This is a genomic window from Cytobacillus oceanisediminis (assembly GCF_007830235.1).
GTDB lineage: Bacteria > Bacillota > Bacilli > Bacillales > Cytobacillaceae > Cytobacillus > Cytobacillus oceanisediminis.
The window spans coordinates 26,770-45,053 of the sequence record NZ_VLKI01000007.1 but is presented as its reverse complement, the minus strand read 5'-3'; the positions used below and the strand labels follow the sequence as shown (position 1 = coordinate 45,053).

Genomic DNA, 18,284 nt, shown 5'->3' with positions numbered 1-18,284 from the left:
TTAGAAAATATTGAAAAGGTAATATTATCCTATTTTTTGTAGGTATAAAGACATTTTTCTAGCAGATTACTTGGAAAGAGAATTTTTAGATGAGACTTTGTCCTTGTTTTTATTTTTTCGTAGAATTTCCATATTGTGAATGGATTCGCAAATAAAAAAGCTGCTCATGCAATTGAGCAGCCCATAAAAAGGATATTAAAGTTATTAAATTTCAACGATCATTTCAATTTCCACCGGAGCCCCTCCAGGCAGGGAAGCCATTCCCACTGCTTTGCGTGCATGTCCTTTTTCTTTCCCGAAAATGTCGTGCAGCAGGTCAGAGGCGGCATTAATGACGGCAGGATGTTCTTTAAAATCGCTTGTTGCAGCAACATAACCATCCATTTTGATAATTCTTTTGACTTTATTTAAATCTCCAATGATTCCTTTAAGGGCTGCCAGCAAATTTAACGTACAAATTCTCGCAGCTTCCTGCGCTTCTTCAATGCTGATGTCTGCTCCAACAGTCCCGGTGTACTTCTGAGCGCCATTTACTCTTGGCGTTTGTCCGGATAAGAATACCGTATTTCCTGAGATGACACCCGATTCAAAGGGCATCTTAATATCAACCAGAACAGGAAGCTGTATATTTAACTCTTCCAGTCTTTCTTCAATCCCCTTTTTTAACCCTTCCATTTCTAAGCCTCCTGGGAAACACTTTGTTTTAATGAAGAATATAGTTTTTTAGTGAACTTGAAAGAGCGGTGAGTATAATAGACTTTGGCAAAAGCATGATTTTCACACAGCGAGCATTTGATTTGATATGGAGCTTTTCTGATATGAGGCGTTTCTAATAGCATCATGACTTCCTTTAGATGACTGTTGCAAACCCACATAATTTCACCCTCTTATATTTAATTTAGAGCTTTTAAGCTTGTCTGTTGATTTCCGTTCCAGGCGCTCAGCGAACCGTGGGCGGTCCGGGAGCCTCCTCGGCGCTTGCGCCCTGCGGGGTCTCCCTTTGACTCGCTCCTCCCGCAGGACATTGAAAGCTTCCCCGAGTAAACACCGCACGAAGAAAATACGAATGCATTTTCGCGGGATTAGTGCCTTCCACTCCAATCAACAGAGTGCTATAATCAATTTTGCGTCTAACAAGCCTCGTATTAAGATTCTTTTATACTCTTTCAATCCGTAGTGGGCGATGCCGCTAATATTCGTCCATTACAGTTTGAAATGCTGATGATCAGTTGCTTGCAGATACTGTCGGCTTTAATTTATCCGGCTTTCTTTTCTTCACCACGTCTGTGACTTGATCATCCCATGAAATGGAGATATCCCCGTTTGTTACGAAAGTTTGGCATCCTAAGCGATAGCCTTTGCTGAGCCACTCTTCTCCTAGTTTTCTTCGTTCCTGAACTTTGACATTATCCAGGTATTCGGATCCTTCTTCTGCTTTAAAAACACAATTGCCGCAAATACCGCCTCCGCAGCGATTTGGAAGCTCTCCATCATAGCGGAGTGACATTCTTAAAATATTTGAATCTTCAGGTACCTCTAACTGTTTATTGCTATTAATAAAATTAATCTTTGGCATAGTTGACTTCCTCCTTTAATTCTTCCTCTTGGTATACAATATACCATATATTTAATTTTCAGACAATATAAAACTTTTAAATAACTTCATTTTTTTCCTTCGCTAGAATCTGATTATTGAGGAACTACCTTTTAGATATGAAAACAGGCTGCTTAAATGTAGCGGCCTGTTTATACCTTTTGACTATTAAACTTCTTTTTAATCCGATCCATATAAGCTATATATGCTTTCTTGGAATTTTCAATATGAATTCTCATCAAGTACTCAGCTATTTCACTCTCTCTGTCGCGCAATGCCTTCATAATGTCAATGTGTTCCTTTAATGAGTCCTTTCTTCTGCCTGGTGTTTCATAACCCATATTGGCAGCCATATGAATAAAATCGATAAGGCCAGAAAGAATTTCATAAAGTTTCGGACTTTTGGATGCTTTATTAATGAGCTGGTTCATGTGAATATGTTCAGAGTTAAAATTCTCTTCAGCCTGTCCGTCCAATTCCATAAGTTCCTGGATTTTTTGATCTAATTCTTTTTGTGTTTCCCTATCCATTCTTTGAGCTGCCAATTTGACAGCAAGAACTTCCAGGGATGAAAGTATCGTAAATACTTCCAATACTTCATCTTCTGAAATATTGGAAATAACAACTCCTTTTCTTGGGACGGTTTTCACAAAGCCTTGTGATTCAAGCCGGAACAAAGCCTCGCGGATCGGGGTGCGGCTTATGTTCAGCTTGGCAGCCAGCTCTCTCTCAACTAGACGGTCGCCAGCCTGGTACTCCCCTTCTAAAATAAGCTTTTTTAAGTACAGATAAGCATGTTCGCGTATTGATATTAGTTGATTTTCCTCCCATATTTTCTCCATTTTTCCACCTGCTATTATTTTTTTATAGACCGATAGAGATTAAGATAAGAAAATCCCTCCATAAAACAATGCGCCAAAAATGACGAGTGAAGGATGTACCTTAAACTTGATTAATGTTAAATAGCTGACAGCTGCAAGCAGCACAAGATGAAGAACGCCGCTGTTTTCGAAGGCTGTTAAAAAGAATTGGTATGCCATGACAGCCAGCAGGACAGCAATGATCGGCTGCACGGACTTCGTCATAAGTTTGACCTTAGGCGAGTCTTTAAATAAGTTAACAAACTTAAACAACAAAATGACTGCCAAAGCGGATGGAAGAATGGTTGTTGCAAGAGCGATAACCGCTCCTAAAACCCCGCCTAATTCGTACCCGATAAAGCCTGCCATTTTTGTGGCGATGGGACCCGGCAGAGCATTCGCTATAGCAAGTACATCGCCAAACTCAGATAGTGTCATCCACCCATTGTTGTTTACCACTTCAATCTGAATCAGCGGTATGGTTGCCGGTCCGCCTCCGTAGCCTAGTAAATTCGCCATAAAAAACGCCCAGAAAATATCCCAATAGATCATGAGCTTTTCTCCCTTACTGGAATGAATTCTTCATTAGCACTCTTTTCAGCCTTTTCTTTCCGATGCGCAATATAAAAGGCTGAAATCAGGACAGCCGCAATCAATATCCCCGGATGCCACTCCATAAACTGGACAAAGATTAATGATACCGCCGCGAGCAATAGTGTTTTGGTCATGCCCAGTCCCTTGCTGCCTTTTTGGAAAAACCGGTAGGCCATTTCCGCAAGCATAAAGCCGATAACAGGCGTTACGCCTTGGACCATCCCGCTTACGATGGGCGATTGGCGGAACGAGTAAAGTACACCCAGCAAGCCAAGCATGGCAATGATGGATGGCAGGATATGCGTAAGGATTGCTACGGTCGCCCCAAGCCCTCCTTTTACTTTAAAGCCAATATAAGCTGCCATTTTTGTTGCAATAGGCCCTGGCATCGTATTGGCTAAAGCTAAAATCTCCCCAAATTCTTCCTCACTCATCCATTTATATTTTTTAACCGCCTCATATTCGATCAGCGGTATTGTCGAAGGACCTCCTCCATACCCTGTCACACCGGTGCGGGCAAATCCAATCGCCAATTCAAGATAAGGTTTCATGCGATCCTCCCTCTCTAATGTTTCTATAACTCTTTTGACTGAATAAGGACCTCATTTCGCTATTATTTTTATAACGAAAGAGGTCCCTTTCTATTATTTTTTAATGTCTGCTTCTGTTACGACTTCATATCCATCCTTCTCCAAATAGGATTGAAGAGCTTTCAAAGCTGCAGTGCCAACAGCCGTATCCTGCTCGCCATTTCCGCCGCTGATGCCAATGCCCCCAACTACTTCACCATTTACAACAATAGGGAAACCCCCAACAAACACAGCAAACTTGCCGTTAAGCATATGCTGAATGCCGAACGCTTCATTGCCAGGAAGCGCCGGGCCGTTTGGCTCTTTATTAAATAAATGAGTCGAACGTTTATGGCCTGAAGCTGTATAGGCTTTAGCAATGGCAATTTCAGGGCCTGTGATTCTTGCTCCGTTCATCCTTTCAAGAGCAAGCAGGCTTCCTCCATCATCTACAATCGCAATTGTTTCAAGAACATTAATTTCTGCTGATTTTTCCTTCGCTGCTTCTATCATTAATTTTGATTCTTCTAACTCCAATTTAAGGGCTGTTTTCATATTCCATTCTCCTTCTGTCTATTTAATAGCCGATATAAACGGTTTTTACTTGTGTGAAGAATTCAAGGCCTACTCTGCCGGATTCACGGAAGGTAGCCGTGCTGGATTGTTTCAACCCTCCAAACGGAGCATTGATCAAGTTGCCAGTTGTTGTCCTGTTCACTTTTACCGTCCCTGCCTGAATATCTTTTGTGAACTGGTTAGCCACTTTCAAGTTGTTGGTCACAATGGAAGCGGACAATCCATAGTCAACGTCATTCGCAATCGCTATGGCTTCTTCATATGTATCCACTTCAATCACGGCAATCACCGGACCAAAAATTTCTTCCTTGGCAATGCGGTGATTCGGTTTTACATTGGTGAAAATGGCTGGTGAAACAAAGAATCCCTTTTCGTATGCCCCAGTGGTTAAATGTTCGCCGCCATATACAAGATCGGCTCCGTCTTCTTTGCCGAACTCAATATACTTCAACACATTTTTTAATTGCTTTTCATTAGCCAGCGGGCCGATTTTAACTCCTTCTTCAAAACCGTTTCCAATTTTGAGAGCGCTTGTTTTTTCAATCAGTTTTTGGACGAAAGCTTCTTTTACTTCTTTCATAACGATGACTCTGCTTGTTCCCGTACATGCTTGCCCTGTAAGGGAAAATCCGCCATTCACGGTTAAAGTGGCGGCAAGGTCCAAATCAGCATCATCCATAACAACAAGGGGATTTTTTCCGCCAAGTTCCATTTGAGTGCGAGTGGTGAAGGAGCACTTACGATGGATGTCCTCGCCTGCAGCGGTTGATCCAGTAAAGGTAACAGCTTTAACAGCAGGATGAGTGACTAATGGATCCCCTACATCTGATGCCTTTCCTGTAACAAAATTCAGGACACCTTTTGGTATACCAGCCTGATGCAATGCTTCAACAAGCCGAACAGCAATTAGCGGGGTATCTGAAGAAGGTTTAAAGACAACTGTATTTCCTGTAATTAAAGCTGGAGCGATTTTTCTGGCAGCAATGGAAATAGGGAAGTTCCAAGGTGTAATCACACTCACAACCCCCAGTGGTTCTCTTTCTGTTGATACTTTCATATTCGGATCATCATTCGGGAAGGTTTCACCTGTGAAGCTTTGCCCTTCAACCGCATAATAGCGAAGGGTCTGTGCTGATCTCAGCACTTCATTTTTAGCATCATTAACATGTTTTCCTTCTTCCCTTGACAGTTCTTCCGCATATTGGGCCGCATTTTCCTCCAGAATGGCAGCAGCTTTGTTTAAAATAGCCGCCCGCTTGGATGGGGCTGTTTGCGCCCATTCTGGAAAAGCAGCACTTGCCGCTTCGATCGCCTGTTTGACATCCGTTTCATTGGATGCCTGAAAAACGCCAACAACGTCTTCGGTGTTAGCAGGATTTACGCTATAAAACTTCTTTTGGCTGGCCGACTCCTGCCATTCTCCATTAATGAAATTATTAAAAGTTTCTACTTTTGTTGTAATCAAAACGATCACCTTACTTTCTGTTTATTTCTCCCTTTACTGCGCCAAATTCACTGATTATAGAAATAGCCGCCACTTAGACCTCGATTGACAAGATTTAGTGTGACGGCCTGGAATTGAAAATTCTTCAATTTGAATGAGTCTTTTTTTGTTATTTAGCTCTGGTAAATTTGGCCTGTTGATTTCCGATCCAGGAGCTCGTTTTCCGCGGGGCGGGCGGTGAGCCTCCTCGCCGCTACGCGCCTGTGGGGTCTCACCTGTCCCACTCCTCCCGCTGGAGTCTCGCGCCTTCCGCTCCAATCAACAGGGTGCTAAATCACCATTTGGCTTTCATACAGCCAACACTTTCATTAATTATTTTGCTTCTACTAAAGATCCCAAATCCTGTTCCAGGTACTCTCTCCATAGGCCATCCATGTACATACGGCGCATTTTTGCTCCTGTGCGGACAACTTCAAGGCAGCGCTGCTGCAATTCTGGCGTATCTGCATGATCTAAAACGATCTTATAGCCGCGTTCTCCATGGATTTCATCGGATACGATATGAAGATCAAAGAATTCGATTTCTTCATCTGTAAATCCATATTGTGCACGTAGAGCAGGAGTTTGTTTACGATAGATATCAGGAACTTGCGACTCAAGGCCAACAACTAGAGCAGCTGTCGCAACAACGAAGTTTTCACGGGCAGCCACGGCGTAGCACCAGCTTTGCAGGCCTAATGTTGTTGGAGCCATATTTTCAGGATCGATTACACGTTCGCGAGTTGTTCCGCAAGCTTCTGCGAAGCGAATCAGCAAGTCTGTATGACGGTCAGCAGCAATTTCTTCTTCATACATATTCTGAAGTGTGAAGTCTTTTGCTGCTTCGAATTTTGGATCGGTTGGAGTGTTGTGATAGATATACGCTAAGTAATCTGCGAAAGGTCCAACATAGTGGTAATGGTTTTCAGCCCATCTTGCAAAGTGCTTTCTTTCAAGCTTCCCTTCAGCCCAAGCTACTGTAAATGGAGCTTTCTGGCTATGATTTCCTTTAATCGCTTCCTCTAGTTCTTTGCGAAATTCATCTTTTGATAATAATTCTGGCATGTGTAAACTCCTCCTCGATTTTTATGTAGTCTATTGGCATTTGATATTTTGTATACCAAAACTTTTAAAAAAATAATAGGTTGCTGATTAACAACCTCTATTCTTCTTATTTTTTGGTCTTTGGTATACCTTAATTGAATAATAACCTATTCTTTTTCACTTGTAAACATAATTTTTAGAATTTTTTAAAGATTAATTAACATTTCTTTTAGACACTAGAATTAATAGAGCAATTCCGCTTTGAGATCAAGCAGCTCGGAAAGTTCTTCAGTAAGATTCTTTAAGGCTTCTTCTACAATCTGCTTACCGATTTCCCTGCTGCCCTGTCTGCCATCTCCAATACACCCGTTTTGGGTCATTTCTTCATAGAAATAGAACCCCTGGACGGCTTTGCCAGGCCGCAGCCTTTTCCACCTTCCATCTTCTCGGATATCGCCTTTTTCTAAAAGTTCGGTTCTGACCAGTTCAGGTGCCAGGTACAAAGCTTCGGAAACTTCCCGCTCACAGCTGTGGCCAAAAAGAGGCGATTTAACAAATTTCCCAATTGACTCCTTGGCTGATGCGGTTGTTTTTGCATAATAGACTTCAACATCCAATTCTTTTGTAATCGTCATGGCGGCAAGATTCAATGTAGATTGGTTGCCTCCATGCGAATTCAGAAAGAGAAACTTCTTAATGCCATGCTGCTTCAATGATGAAACCATGTCTTTCAAAACAGCAATCAAGGTAGCTGGCTGCAGAGCGATTGTTCCAGGAAAATGTATGTGATGCTCGGAAACGCCCATATTCACAACTGGAGTCACAATGGTATATGGAAACATTCTTTCTCCCAGCTTTATTGCCATCTTCTCCGCAAGCACTGCATCACAGCTTTCAGCCATATGTGGCCCATGCTGTTCATGCGCACCGACTGGAATGATTGCAAATTCAACTGTTTCTAATGACTCTTCTACTTCTTTCCAAGTCATTTTCGTTAGATCATAACAATTCATTTAAAAATCACCCGCTACTCTAAGGTATTTTGTATACCAGTAAAAATTAAAAAATAAAAAACTATTTCGTAATGGCTGCTGTTGTCTTCTTTGGAGGCTTTACAGAGATATTTTCCTGGGATATTTCAATATCCTTCTGAATTGTTAATTGGCAAGTTAATCTGTAGCCCTCATTCACCTTATCACCTAGCATTTTTTCCTCTTTCCAGTTAGGCGGTGCTAAATCTTCTCCCCCGCTAATAACAACGCAAGTACACTTTGTACATCTTCCCATTCCGCAGCCATACTTTAACTCAGGTAATTGGCGGATCCCTGCTAATACTACTAAATTAGCATTATCTTTTACTTGCTGTTCCACTTTCTTCCCATCAACATGGAGAGTAACCTTTGGCATATCATTACCCCTTTCAGTTTATTCTAAAAATTTAGATACTTTCCCAAGAGTATACAACCTTTCTGGAAGATTGGCAAATAAGATTTTTTAATTTTTTTGCAGAATCTTCCGAAAAATGTATATAGTCTTTATCTTATGTCGCAAACATTTTTGAAGGACACCTGTTAACGGGGGTGTTGATTTCCACTTCAGGATGCTCGCTTTCCGCGGGGCGGGCGGTGAGCCTCCTCGGCGAAATGCGCCTGTGGGGTCTCACCTATCCCACTTCTCCCGCAGGAGTCTCGCACCTTCTGCTCCAACCAACACGTACTATAAGATAATTTGCATTATCACAGCCTTTATGTAAAATTCTATTATTTTAACCGAATTATTAAAAAATTTAGAATATATCATTGAACATTTCTTCTCCTTGTTATAAAATACATGTAAGCTAATGGTATACAATATTCCAGATTGGAGGAGATATGCACGAACCTTACATATTTTGAAGGACATACTTTTCACCTGATCTAGAACAATCAAAAATATTAAAGGAGTGTTTAATATGGGGAAATATATTGTTTTAACAAATAAAGATACCTTCCAAACGATTCTTGAGAATGAGGGCCTAAAGCCGGTTGAAACCTATCATTTCTATTTTTTCGATAAGTTAAAGGCAAAGTATACAATTGCAGAGGTTTTGGATGAGAATATGAAAATCCAGCTTTTTGAAGAATATGAAGGAAAAGAATATGTGAACCATATTGGTGTTAAATTTTTTGAACGATTTGAAACCCTTGAAGCAGCCCGTGAAGAATTAGATGAGATTGTAAAAGCTTCAGGCAATAGCGAGGATTCAATCCACTCCAAGCTTGTTAAGTCTGATGAAGTAGCTGTATAAACCTTCTGTTAATAAGAAGATATTGAACCCGGAGGAAGCTTCTCTTCTTCCGGGTTTGTTGTTCAGGAAGGGAATTTATTAAAAAAAGGCTGTGTTATCAACACTCAAGCTTAACAGCCACCAATTAAAAAATTTTTCCGGTTAAAAAAGTTTTTATCAGTTTCTGGTAGTGCAAAAAAACCGCCAAAGAATGGCGGCCTGGTTAAAACTTTAATGTCTTTCTCAATCGTGCTAATTTTCTTTCGGATTTTTCAATTGCATATTTAGAACCAAATAGAAAGTTGAACATTTGGGGTTCCTCCTTTATTTATCTTTCCTGTTATTATTATTATATTACGGGTTTTAATGATTTACAACAAAATTGTATACCAAATACCATGTTTTTAATTAGTTTATGGCAAATTGGTGAATTAAACACTCAAAATAATCATTTTGGTATACAATTTTTACGTAAAACAAAATCTTTTTTTCGCATCCTTTATCAAAAAGGAATTTATTTACGATATTATTAGAAAAAGGATTATTAATGATTGTGAGGGTGTCTGAAATGCTGAGAGTTTTATTTTTATCTGTGATTAGCCTATATTTGCTGTCCACTCTGATGTCTGAATGGGAGATCGGTCCCCTCCTCTCCATATTATGCTTCATTATTGTTGTTTTAACATTCAGGCTTGCCAAGAGATTCGTTCAAATACTGGGGGGCATTTTCCTCGGGCTAGGGGTTTTGCTGCTTTGGACAAGCGGCTCTCAGTGGCAAAATTATATCCTTGCTTTTGGACCGATGCTTGACCTGCTTACCATGTTTACATTAATTCCAATCCTGGGGATACCCATTAAGATTGGGAGATATGGCGAGGGGATACAGGCGATTATTCAGAAAAAAGTAAAGACTTCAGGCCATTTATATATGATGACTTCAGGAATTTCTTACTTTTTCAGCATTTTCATGAATCTTGCAACCCTTCCCATGACGTATTATTCCATACGTCCTGCGTTGGCAAGCTTTCCGGTCCGGAACAAGGAACGGTTTATGAGCAGGGCGATCTCGAGAGGCTTTGCCATGCCTTTATTATGGGCTCCTGTTACACCCATTGTTGGGATTGTGATTACGATGACAGGAGTTAGCTGGGGATCCATCCTTCCCTATGTCATTCCGTTAAGCGTGTTGGGTTTAGGTTTGGATTGGTTTATTGGTTCCCGTAAATCCCAAAGGATGGCCATCCCACACCCTGGGGAATCCGTACATGAAACGGCAGCAGCTCTGGAAACAGGCTATGCAGGGCGGCCTGGTCGGGTTTTTCAAATTCTCGTGGCAATCGCTATTTTTAATCTTATTGTTTCCCTTGCAGAAAAACAATTCTCATTGCCGTTCTTAATTCTTGTCTCATTGATTGTCATTCCATTTGCGTTTAGCTGGTCCCTCTTCCTGAAAAAAGGAAAAGAATTTGGCAATCAGCTGATTGAACACCTTCAAACTTTTTCAATGAGCATGAAGGATCAATTCTTCATCTTTCTATCTACCGGATTTTTCATTTCAGCTATTAATTTTTCCAATTTCAATGAAACCTTGTATGGATGGATAGCAGCTTTTATTGACGTTGCAGGTGTGGAAGTTTTTCTGATTATCCTGCCTCTCATTCCTTTGGGACTGGCCTTTTTGGGCCTTCACCCTGCCGTATCACTTGCTTTAATGATTGAAGGCGTCAACCCGGATGCAATCGGAATCTCTCCGCACATTTTGACAGTCGCGATGCTGTCAGGAGCAGTTTCCTCCTTTTTAGTAGGTCCTTATAATGCTACGCTGGGCCTTATGTCAAACATTATTAAAGTCAATTCCTATAAAGTGTCCAACTGGAATATACCATTTGCAGCTGTATATGTTGCTTGTGTTATGCTGTATTTGTTCTTATTAGAAAGACTGTTAAATTAATAGATTTCCAGGTCCCCGCTGCCAGACGCAGGGGGATTTTTATCGATTTGGCCGATAAAAATGAATTTTCGTTGATATATTGATGGATTTCGTTGATATATCTGTGATTTCGTTGATATATGCCTGGTTTTCGTTGATAAATCCGAAAACAAGGCTCAACATAATTGCTCCATAGGTAAAAAAAAGATGCTGATGTAGCTAATCAGCATCTTTTTCACTGTTTTCTTTTATTTCTCTCACAATCTCTTGTGCAAAATGACCCAAATTGCCTTCGCTATAGGAGCGGATGACTTCAGGCGCGAGTGATGTGAGTGCTCTTTTTATATAAGCGGGAGGGTAGCCTTTTTTAGTGAAGTCATTTTCGATTTCTACAGCTGTTCTAACTGCATAATAGGTAGCCAGTTTGTTAATTTTGACTAACCTTTCTTCCCTATCTTTTATGATTTGGCCCAATGGTTTGCAAAGTTCCATTACTGTATCCGGCAAATGATCCTCGGTAATAAACAATCCATTTCCGTGTTCCAATAAATCTCTTGAATGTCCCATATATTTTAGGCCATATACCTTGTAAGATGGAAATTTCCCCTTGATTTCTTTTGTAGGCAGGGCAGTAGCCATATTGATAAAGCTAACCGAAGAAGAATTTCCTTCAGCTAACCTGTTTTCCATAAAGGGAATCACCTTGCCGGCCGGCAAAGCCAATATGAGGATATCCACCTCTCTCAGATCCTGTTCCGTTAATAAATGACCGTTTGGAAAACGCTGAATAAATTGTTCTGCTTTCGTCCTGCTTGGATGATAGACACCTATTTTGATATTTAATTTATTCCAATGCGCCATCATAGCAGAACCTAATTTTCCAATGCCCGCTAAGGCTACCTTAAGGTTCTTCACCAGATCACTCCTTATCTGCTAATCATTTTAATTATAAAAAGGGCATCCCTTCAGTTAGTTTATTTCTAACTTTGCAGGATAGCCCTCTATTTTTCAAGCATGCTGATTATTCTTTTACCAGATTAATATTCCAATTAAAGTTGCAAGGAATAGGCTGGTGATAACTGGTATAAAGTTTTTTCTGGCCAATTCCAGCGGAGAAAGCTGCAGAAATCCTGCTACTGCCACAAGGGATGACCACGCTACAATGGTTCCCCCTCCCCAAATGGCACCCATTTGTCCAATCGCTGCCAGTGTGGAAGGATCGATGCCGCTTCCATTTGCTAATGCGCCAGATAATGCACCTGTTAACGGCAGGCCTGAAAATCCTGAACCGTCCAATCCAGTGATGAGACCCACTATTAAAATACCAAACCCCGCAATAAACGCATTTTCAGGAATATAAGATTGTCCTGCCTGAATCATATCAAACAGAAACGCCGGTTTGACAGCGCTTTCATCCAGTGATAGGATCGTGCCCGTAAAGTCTGCACTTCCCATAAAGAAGAAGCCTGCAATCGGAATTACCGGAGCCATAGCCCTAAAAGCAAACACAAAACCTTCTGTCAGATGGTCGCTAATCTTATCCAAAGCATGAATGCGGTTGAATGCAATGGTCGCGAGAACCAATAGGAGCGTTGCCACCCCTCCGATAAATGCAGCTCCATCTGTTCCTTCAAAACCTGCTGCACCAGTTAACTTTGATTGGAACATATAAATCATAACGGCCAGCATGGATAATGGAACTAAAATCGCAAATACTTTACCCCATGTATTTTTTCTCTGGGTTGCTTCAGCGCTTTCTTCAGCTGTTGCAGCAAGTTCATTGGCTACACCAAAAAAAGCGGCATCATCAGGATTAAGCACGGTTTCAGGGTTATCATTCTTGACGATTGATTTTCTATGCGCAAAATAGATATATGCGAGTGCACTTACTCCAGTAATCAATGAAAGAACTAACGTTTTATCAGCAACTAAAACTTTATCAATGCCAGCTGCTTTGGCACTTAGCATCGGGGCTACTTGCATAATATAATCGGAAGAAAGAGCCATACCCTGGCCTGCGATGACAATGACCATCGCCGCCGTCATGACCGGCAGCCCTGCACGCACCGCTGCAGGGACCAGCAAGGCGCAAATAAGCGGAACTGCAGGAGTTGGCCAGAAAAAAAGGGAAATGACGTATGTTGTAATCATTAAAACAAAGTACGAAACATGCCCATTTACCATAATTTTTTCAATCGGACCAATTAGCTTCTTATCAGCTCCCAGGTCTTTCAGAGAATTTAGCAGAGCAATCATGAGGGAAATGATTAAGAATATGCTAAAAAGCTCTTTTGCGGCGAGGAGATTTGCGTTAAATACGGCCTGGAAACCTGATATCAGATTGCCTTTATACACGACTGCCACCAAGAAGGTTCCGATGATAACAGGCAGCACGACGCCTCTCCTAAAAAGCATCGTTCCAATAACTGACACAGTAACAATGGCATATACCCAATGAGCAAATGTTAATTCCATATATTCCCCTCCATATTAAGTATGAAATGTAACTCTCTATTTAAGTAAAGCAGTTCTTTGTTTCAATGATGCAAATTGGGAAGAGGCAATAATTATGCTCGTTCTAGCTGTCTATGTATACCTCATTCTCATAAATTGAAAAATGACCAGGAGGTTAAGAATTTTTTACCAAATAGCACACTGCATTTGGTGGATTGTATACCAAATACGTTAAAAAAACATGTTGCATTCTCCAGATTAAATCATGAAAATTTCTTCTACTCAACAACTAATATAATGATTTCAACTTTCTTTTATCTACCCTTTTTAATCCAACTCTTTGAGACTGGTAAGACCCTACCGGATAATCACCTCCCATTGCCACTATTAATAACTTGTATACTATAATAACACTAAAAATAGCTATTGTGCAAATAATTTTGAAAATTTAGATGTTTTAGCATATTCTTGAAAATCCCTTGCGTTTTTATCTCCATTTCGGTAAAATCAAGGTTAAATTTGTATATAATATATCGTATACCAACAAAGACCCCCAGTCGCTCTCCCCGAGGAGCCTCCCGGGCAGCCCGCGATCGCTGCGTACCTTTAGCGGAAATCAAAAGACAAATTTAACAGAGCTTTCACCATATAAATAAAATACATTAAATAAGGAGTGTCCGATATGCTAAAAGCTGGAATCATCGGTTATGGTACACTGGGAAAAAGTATTGCAGAGTTAATAAAGGGAGGCCAGGCCGGCAATATTGAATTAAAAACAGTACTTGTTAGAAGAAAAACAGAATTTATGGAAGCATCTCAGCAAACTTTTGGTTTTACTGCAAATGAAGAAGAGTTTTTTAATGGGGATTTAGATATTGTCATTGAAGCAGCAGGCCATCAAGCATTACAGATGTACGGGGAGAAAGCACTGGCAAGCGGCAGCCATCTTATAATTCTTTCTGTTGGGGCGTTGGGTGACACGGATTTCTTTGAAAATCTTAAAGAAACAGCCCAAAAATATAACCAGCAAATCTTTGTTCCTTCCGCAGCAATTGCCGGACTGGACCGAATCGCTGCCGGGGCTTTGGGAGAGATCGAAGAGATAACCCTAATAACAAGGAAACACCCGAGAAGCTGGGCAGGTACTATTGCAGAAGAAAAAGTAGATTTAGCAACCTTAACCGAGCCAGTATGCATTTATGAAGGCAATGCACGTGAATCCTCGAGGTTATTCCCGCAAAGCGTAAATGTTTCAGCTGCTTTAAGTCTTGCCGGAGTCGGCTTTGAAAACACAAAAGTACAGGTTTTTGCTGATCCGACCATTCAAACAAATACACATACCATCAAAGCGAAAGGCTATTTTGGGGAAACTGAGATATCCGTTTCAAATGTGCCTTATGAACAAAACCCTAAGTCCAGTCCGATTGTAGCTATGAGTGTGGCAAAAGTTTTAAAAAATTTAACTTCACCTTTAGTGATTGGAGTATAAAAACCTGGGTATTGTTAATTTTAGCACCTATCACCCCTGTATGGGGAGTTAATTGAGCTGATTAACGACGATTTCCGGGCACTCACTCCTGTTTTGGGAGTTAATCGGATGGATTAACGACCATTTGTCCGCATTCACTCCTGTTTTGGGAGTTAATCGAGTGGATTAACGACCATTTGACGGCATTCACCCCTATTTTGGTCGTTAATCGAGTGGATTAACGACCATTTGACGGCATTCACCCCTATTTTGGGAGTTAATCGAGCTCATTACCTCCGATTTTCAAGAGGTCAATCCTGATATGGGAGTTAATCCAAGTGGATTAACGATGAAAACCGTTGCAGTGTAAGTACATATATGGGTAATCAGGGGTCAGATCAAAAAATAAGAAAGAGCACTGCTCTTTCTTATTTTTTCTTTTCGCTTTGCTGAACAGCTTCTATGTAGGCTTTTTTAGAGTTTTCAATATGTATTTTTGTCAGATATTCTGCCATTTCTATTTCTTTATTTACTATGGCTTCCATGATTTTTAAATGCTCTTCCATTGACTGTTTTGCTCTTCCCGGATTTTTATGACCGATCTTTGCAAAAGCCCGGATATAATCGGATAGTCCACTTAGCATTTCGTAAAGTTTCACATTTTTTGCAGAGCTGTATAGGAGATGATTCAAGTCCCTATGAAGGTCGGAAGCATCATCATCAGGATTATTCAGGTAATCTTCAACCTTTTTAATGCTTGCTGAGAACTTGCTTTTCGTCACATCATCCAGCTTTTGCACTGCCAGTTTCGCAGCCAGAACCTCAAGAGAAGAAAGGATCGTGAATACTTCTATTATCTCTTTTTCAGAAATATCTGCAACGATAACCCCTTTTCTTGGTACGGTTTTGACAAACCCCTGGGATTCCAAGCGAAAAAGCGCTTCCCGAATTGGCGTCCTGCTGATATTCAGCCTTTCAGCAAGTTCCCGTTCCACTAGACGGTCTCCCGCTTTAAATTCACCATCCAATATTAAATCTTTAATATGAAGATAAACTCTCTCACGAATAGAGATCAAATTATCTTCCGTCCAATTATTCCCCATCAATTTCCCTCTTTCTCCTTGGTATACTTTATACTGATTATAACTTACCTATTTGCAGAACAGCAATTTTTCTGGTTGTTTTAACCAAAAATATCTTTTAAGTTACATTTGTTTTCTCTGCATTCCCTCTTGATATCCGGTCATTCGCAGCTACTCGTGCAATAATTTCACCGATAATCTCAGCCAGCTTTAAAACAGTGTATAATCGTGTACTGTTTAAGGAATGAATAGGCGATAAAGGATCCAGCGAATTGACGATCGCCTTCAAATGGTAATCCCCTACACTTGGCAAAACCCTATTGACAGCATTCCCAGGAATAAATGACCCTTCCCTTATTAAAATATAGCCAATTTGCCGCTCATCCCCCAGACAGGCATCAATCCCGAATACAAACGGATCCTGGTGGGTTTCATAAATTTTTTTTATAACTTTCTTAATATTTAAGGCATGGACCGGCTCTTTAAGGGTTCCATACACCGGGTAAGGAATGTTCCGTTCTTCTATAAGTTTTCCAACCAAAGGGCCAAGTGAATCACCTGTAGAACGGTCAGAACCAATGCACAATATCACAATTTCCTTAGAGGTACTGTAGAAGATGTCTTCCAGTTTGGAAACCATTTTTTCAATTTCAGCTTCTTCAGTCGTTTCCTTTAGCGAAATATAACTAGCTGCATCCACTATTTTTTTGCTCTTTTTGTTTATTGAAAAAGGCCACATATCCCTCTATCCCCCTTTCATGTAAATAATTGCTATTTTGTAAGGAACATATTTTTTCAGCAATGATAATTATTCTTAGTGTAAACAACGAAAGCAAAAAAGGGAAATATTAATATAGTTATACTTATTTCTTCATTATGTATTACCCTTCAACTACATATATATTCAAAAGATCCTTTTTACAATAATACTAAAAAGGACTGATTATTGTTCATCATCTTTCGTAACATTTTGAGGAATATTTTGGTCTCTTATACACATCATATTTTTAACGGAGGTGAACAACTTGGAAAAAGACTTTAATGAAGGAATTGAATATCAAAATAGCGGCAGTCCACAGGATGCGGTAATGAATCGTGTAAATCAGACCTTTGATAAAATGACAGAAGACGTGAAGAATATGGTTGATGAAAATGAACGGAAAAATAATAAAGAATAGAAAAAAAAGCTGGCATAATACCAGCTTCCATTCATTTATTACCGACTATATTTTAAAACCCCGATGATTCAACTGGAACAATTCCGTTATAATCTGTCCAGTAACCGGCTAATGGATAGGCCGGTATGTCATTCCAATGATTTGGATCAACCTCTTCTACCTCGCCAGTCACATACCCATAAACCAGAGATTTTAAGGCCAAATAGTTTTGTTTGGTTAAGTATCCATTCGATTTTTGGCCCAGGCTTCCTTCACTGGAATTACCCTTTGTTTCAAAAAAGACTGCAGGATGGCTATGGTTGTCAGGGTTCAAACCGTTGTAGTTCAATCCCATCATCATGGCTGATACAACTCCGCCCTTTATATCTATATCGTAACCAATCTGGTTTTGTCTATCGACAATTTGATAACGGTCAATATGGGTGTAGCCATAACCGCTCATTTCATCATATACGTATGCCAGCATTTGTCTTGTAACATCATTGTAGTTCTTATAGTTTGGCAATGTTGGCCCGTTTGGCGCCAGAGAGACTCCTAGAGAGAATGAAGTCGCTTCATTCGTACCATAAACCTGCTTCAATCCTTGATGATGCAAATCAATGGCAAAATCAGGCTTCAACTCTGCCCAGTATGAATAGACCACTTTGGATTCCTTTGCAGCAAATCCGCCTTCAGAAACCCAATCGCGATTTAGGTCGAGATACTGTTCGGTTTCGGCAATCTTTGTTCCGCGAGTATTCATCTCCGCTCCATCTGGATTGTACATCGGAATAAAATATAGAGTGGACTCTTCCAGGACTGTTTGTACATCCTTGGAATTGTTGCTTGCATAGGTTTTTAACAATTGCAGCGCTGCCTCTGTTACCAGTTTTTCATTCCCATGGATTTGCGCCTGGATCCAAACTTTCTTTTCCCCTGTTCCAACCTTGGCTACATAAATACTTCTTCCCTGTTCGGATTTACCGAACCGATCCAGAGTAAAGACTTCTACTTTCCCCTTGCTTGTCTGTTCGATATCAGTAAGAGTCTTAACAACTTCTTCATAGGATAGCATGCTGTTAATGTTCGTCTTTCCTTCTGTCGATGGTCCTCCTGGTACGGTTGCCGCAAAGGAAAGCGAGGAGAACAGCAAAACAAAAAGTGCTGTTAGCATACTAACCTTCCCTGCAATGTTCATCTTCTTCAT

Annotated in this window: 19 protein-coding genes; 4 read left to right on the top strand and 15 right to left on the bottom strand. The window is 40.4% G+C overall.

Annotated elements, in window-relative coordinates:
• Positions 1–204: 204 nt before the first annotated feature.
• The 10 genes from IQ19_RS13290 to IQ19_RS13235 form a co-directional block, all read right to left on the bottom strand.
• Entirely contained in the window at positions 205–675 is a 471-nt protein-coding gene (locus IQ19_RS13290; protein ID WP_144542883.1) for a RidA family protein, read from the bottom strand.
• A 550-nt stretch (positions 676–1,225) separates the two neighbouring features.
• A complete protein-coding gene (locus IQ19_RS13280) occupies positions 1,226–1,576 on the bottom strand; it encodes a 2Fe-2S iron-sulfur cluster-binding protein (protein ID WP_144542882.1) in 351 nt (116 codons plus the stop codon).
• A gap of 170 nt (positions 1,577–1,746) precedes the next feature.
• The gene (locus IQ19_RS13275; protein ID WP_144542881.1) at positions 1,747–2,436 is read right to left on the bottom strand and encodes a GntR family transcriptional regulator; all 690 of its coding nucleotides are present in this window, start codon (positions 2,434–2,436) and stop codon (positions 1,747–1,749) included.
• Positions 2,437–2,475: 39 nt separating this feature from the next.
• On the bottom strand, positions 2,476–3,006 hold the full coding sequence (locus IQ19_RS13270) for a chromate transporter (RefSeq protein WP_144542880.1): 531 nt from the start codon (positions 3,004–3,006) through the stop codon (positions 2,476–2,478).
• Positions 3,003–3,599 (bottom strand): chromate transporter, encoded by a 597-nt coding sequence (locus IQ19_RS13265; RefSeq protein ID WP_144542879.1) that lies wholly within the window; start codon positions 3,597–3,599, stop codon positions 3,003–3,005. The genes IQ19_RS13270 and IQ19_RS13265 overlap by 4 nt, the downstream gene beginning before the upstream one ends.
• A 93-nt stretch (positions 3,600–3,692) precedes the next feature.
• Positions 3,693–4,172 (bottom strand): GlcG/HbpS family heme-binding protein, encoded by a 480-nt coding sequence (locus IQ19_RS13260; RefSeq protein ID WP_144542878.1) that lies wholly within the window; start codon positions 4,170–4,172, stop codon positions 3,693–3,695.
• A gap of 22 nt (positions 4,173–4,194) precedes the next feature.
• The gene (locus IQ19_RS13255; protein WP_144542877.1) at positions 4,195–5,667 is read right to left on the bottom strand and encodes an aldehyde dehydrogenase family protein; all 1,473 of its coding nucleotides are present in this window, start codon (positions 5,665–5,667) and stop codon (positions 4,195–4,197) included.
• Between the two features lie 342 nt (positions 5,668–6,009).
• Positions 6,010–6,741 carry an iron-containing redox enzyme family protein gene (locus tag IQ19_RS13245; RefSeq protein ID WP_053436120.1) on the bottom strand — a complete coding sequence of 244 codons (732 nt, stop codon included), beginning with the start codon at positions 6,739–6,741 and terminating at the stop codon, positions 6,010–6,012.
• Between the two features lie 221 nt (positions 6,742–6,962).
• Positions 6,963–7,733 carry a creatininase family protein gene (locus IQ19_RS13240; RefSeq protein WP_144542876.1) on the bottom strand — a complete coding sequence of 257 codons (771 nt, stop codon included), beginning with the start codon at positions 7,731–7,733 and terminating at the stop codon, positions 6,963–6,965.
• A gap of 61 nt (positions 7,734–7,794) precedes the next feature.
• Complete coding sequence (locus tag IQ19_RS13235) at positions 7,795–8,127, bottom strand: 2Fe-2S iron-sulfur cluster-binding protein (protein ID WP_144542875.1); 333 nt, start codon at positions 8,125–8,127, stop codon at positions 7,795–7,797.
• A 544-nt stretch (positions 8,128–8,671) separates the two neighbouring features.
• Between IQ19_RS13235 and IQ19_RS13230 the strand changes: the two genes are divergently transcribed.
• Positions 8,672–9,007, top strand: a complete 336-nt coding sequence (locus tag IQ19_RS13230; RefSeq protein ID WP_048008850.1) for a hypothetical protein — start codon at positions 8,672–8,674, stop codon at positions 9,005–9,007.
• Between the two features lie 547 nt (positions 9,008–9,554).
• Positions 9,555–10,937 carry a hypothetical protein gene (locus IQ19_RS13225; RefSeq protein WP_144542874.1) on the top strand — a complete coding sequence of 461 codons (1,383 nt, stop codon included), beginning with the start codon at positions 9,555–9,557 and terminating at the stop codon, positions 10,935–10,937.
• Positions 10,938–11,135: 198 nt separating this feature from the next.
• On the opposite strand, the gene IQ19_RS13220 is transcribed toward IQ19_RS13225, so the two are convergent.
• Together IQ19_RS13220 and IQ19_RS13215 are read right to left on the bottom strand one after the other, a co-directional pair.
• Complete coding sequence (locus IQ19_RS13220; RefSeq protein ID WP_242020992.1) at positions 11,136–11,831, bottom strand: NAD(P)-binding domain-containing protein; 696 nt, start codon at positions 11,829–11,831, stop codon at positions 11,136–11,138.
• A 114-nt stretch (positions 11,832–11,945) separates the two neighbouring features.
• On the bottom strand, positions 11,946–13,391 hold the full coding sequence (locus IQ19_RS13215) for a hypothetical protein (RefSeq protein WP_144542873.1): 1,446 nt from the start codon (positions 13,389–13,391) through the stop codon (positions 11,946–11,948).
• A gap of 661 nt (positions 13,392–14,052) precedes the next feature.
• On the opposite strand from IQ19_RS13215, the gene nadX reads away from it, so the two are divergent.
• Positions 14,053–14,859: an aspartate dehydrogenase gene (gene nadX, locus IQ19_RS13210; protein WP_144542872.1), complete on the top strand. Its 807-nt coding sequence runs from the start codon at positions 14,053–14,055 to the stop codon at positions 14,857–14,859.
• 407 nt (positions 14,860–15,266) lie between these two features.
• Here nadX and IQ19_RS13205 read toward each other — a convergent pair whose 3' ends face one another.
• On the bottom strand, positions 15,267–15,941 hold the full coding sequence (locus tag IQ19_RS13205; protein ID WP_144542871.1) for a GntR family transcriptional regulator: 675 nt from the start codon (positions 15,939–15,941) through the stop codon (positions 15,267–15,269).
• A 97-nt stretch (positions 15,942–16,038) separates the two neighbouring features.
• Positions 16,039–16,659, bottom strand: a complete 621-nt coding sequence (yyaC, locus tag IQ19_RS13200) for a spore protease YyaC (RefSeq protein WP_144542870.1) — start codon at positions 16,657–16,659, stop codon at positions 16,039–16,041.
• A 286-nt stretch (positions 16,660–16,945) separates the two neighbouring features.
• Between yyaC and IQ19_RS27755 the strand changes: the two genes are divergently transcribed.
• On the top strand, positions 16,946–17,098 hold the full coding sequence (locus tag IQ19_RS27755; protein WP_158638780.1) for a hypothetical protein: 153 nt from the start codon (positions 16,946–16,948) through the stop codon (positions 17,096–17,098).
• A 52-nt stretch (positions 17,099–17,150) separates the two neighbouring features.
• Here the strand turns inward: IQ19_RS27755 and IQ19_RS13195 are convergent, their stop codons facing one another.
• Positions 17,151–18,284: a M14 family zinc carboxypeptidase gene (locus tag IQ19_RS13195; protein ID WP_144542869.1), complete on the bottom strand. Its 1,134-nt coding sequence runs from the start codon at positions 18,282–18,284 to the stop codon at positions 17,151–17,153.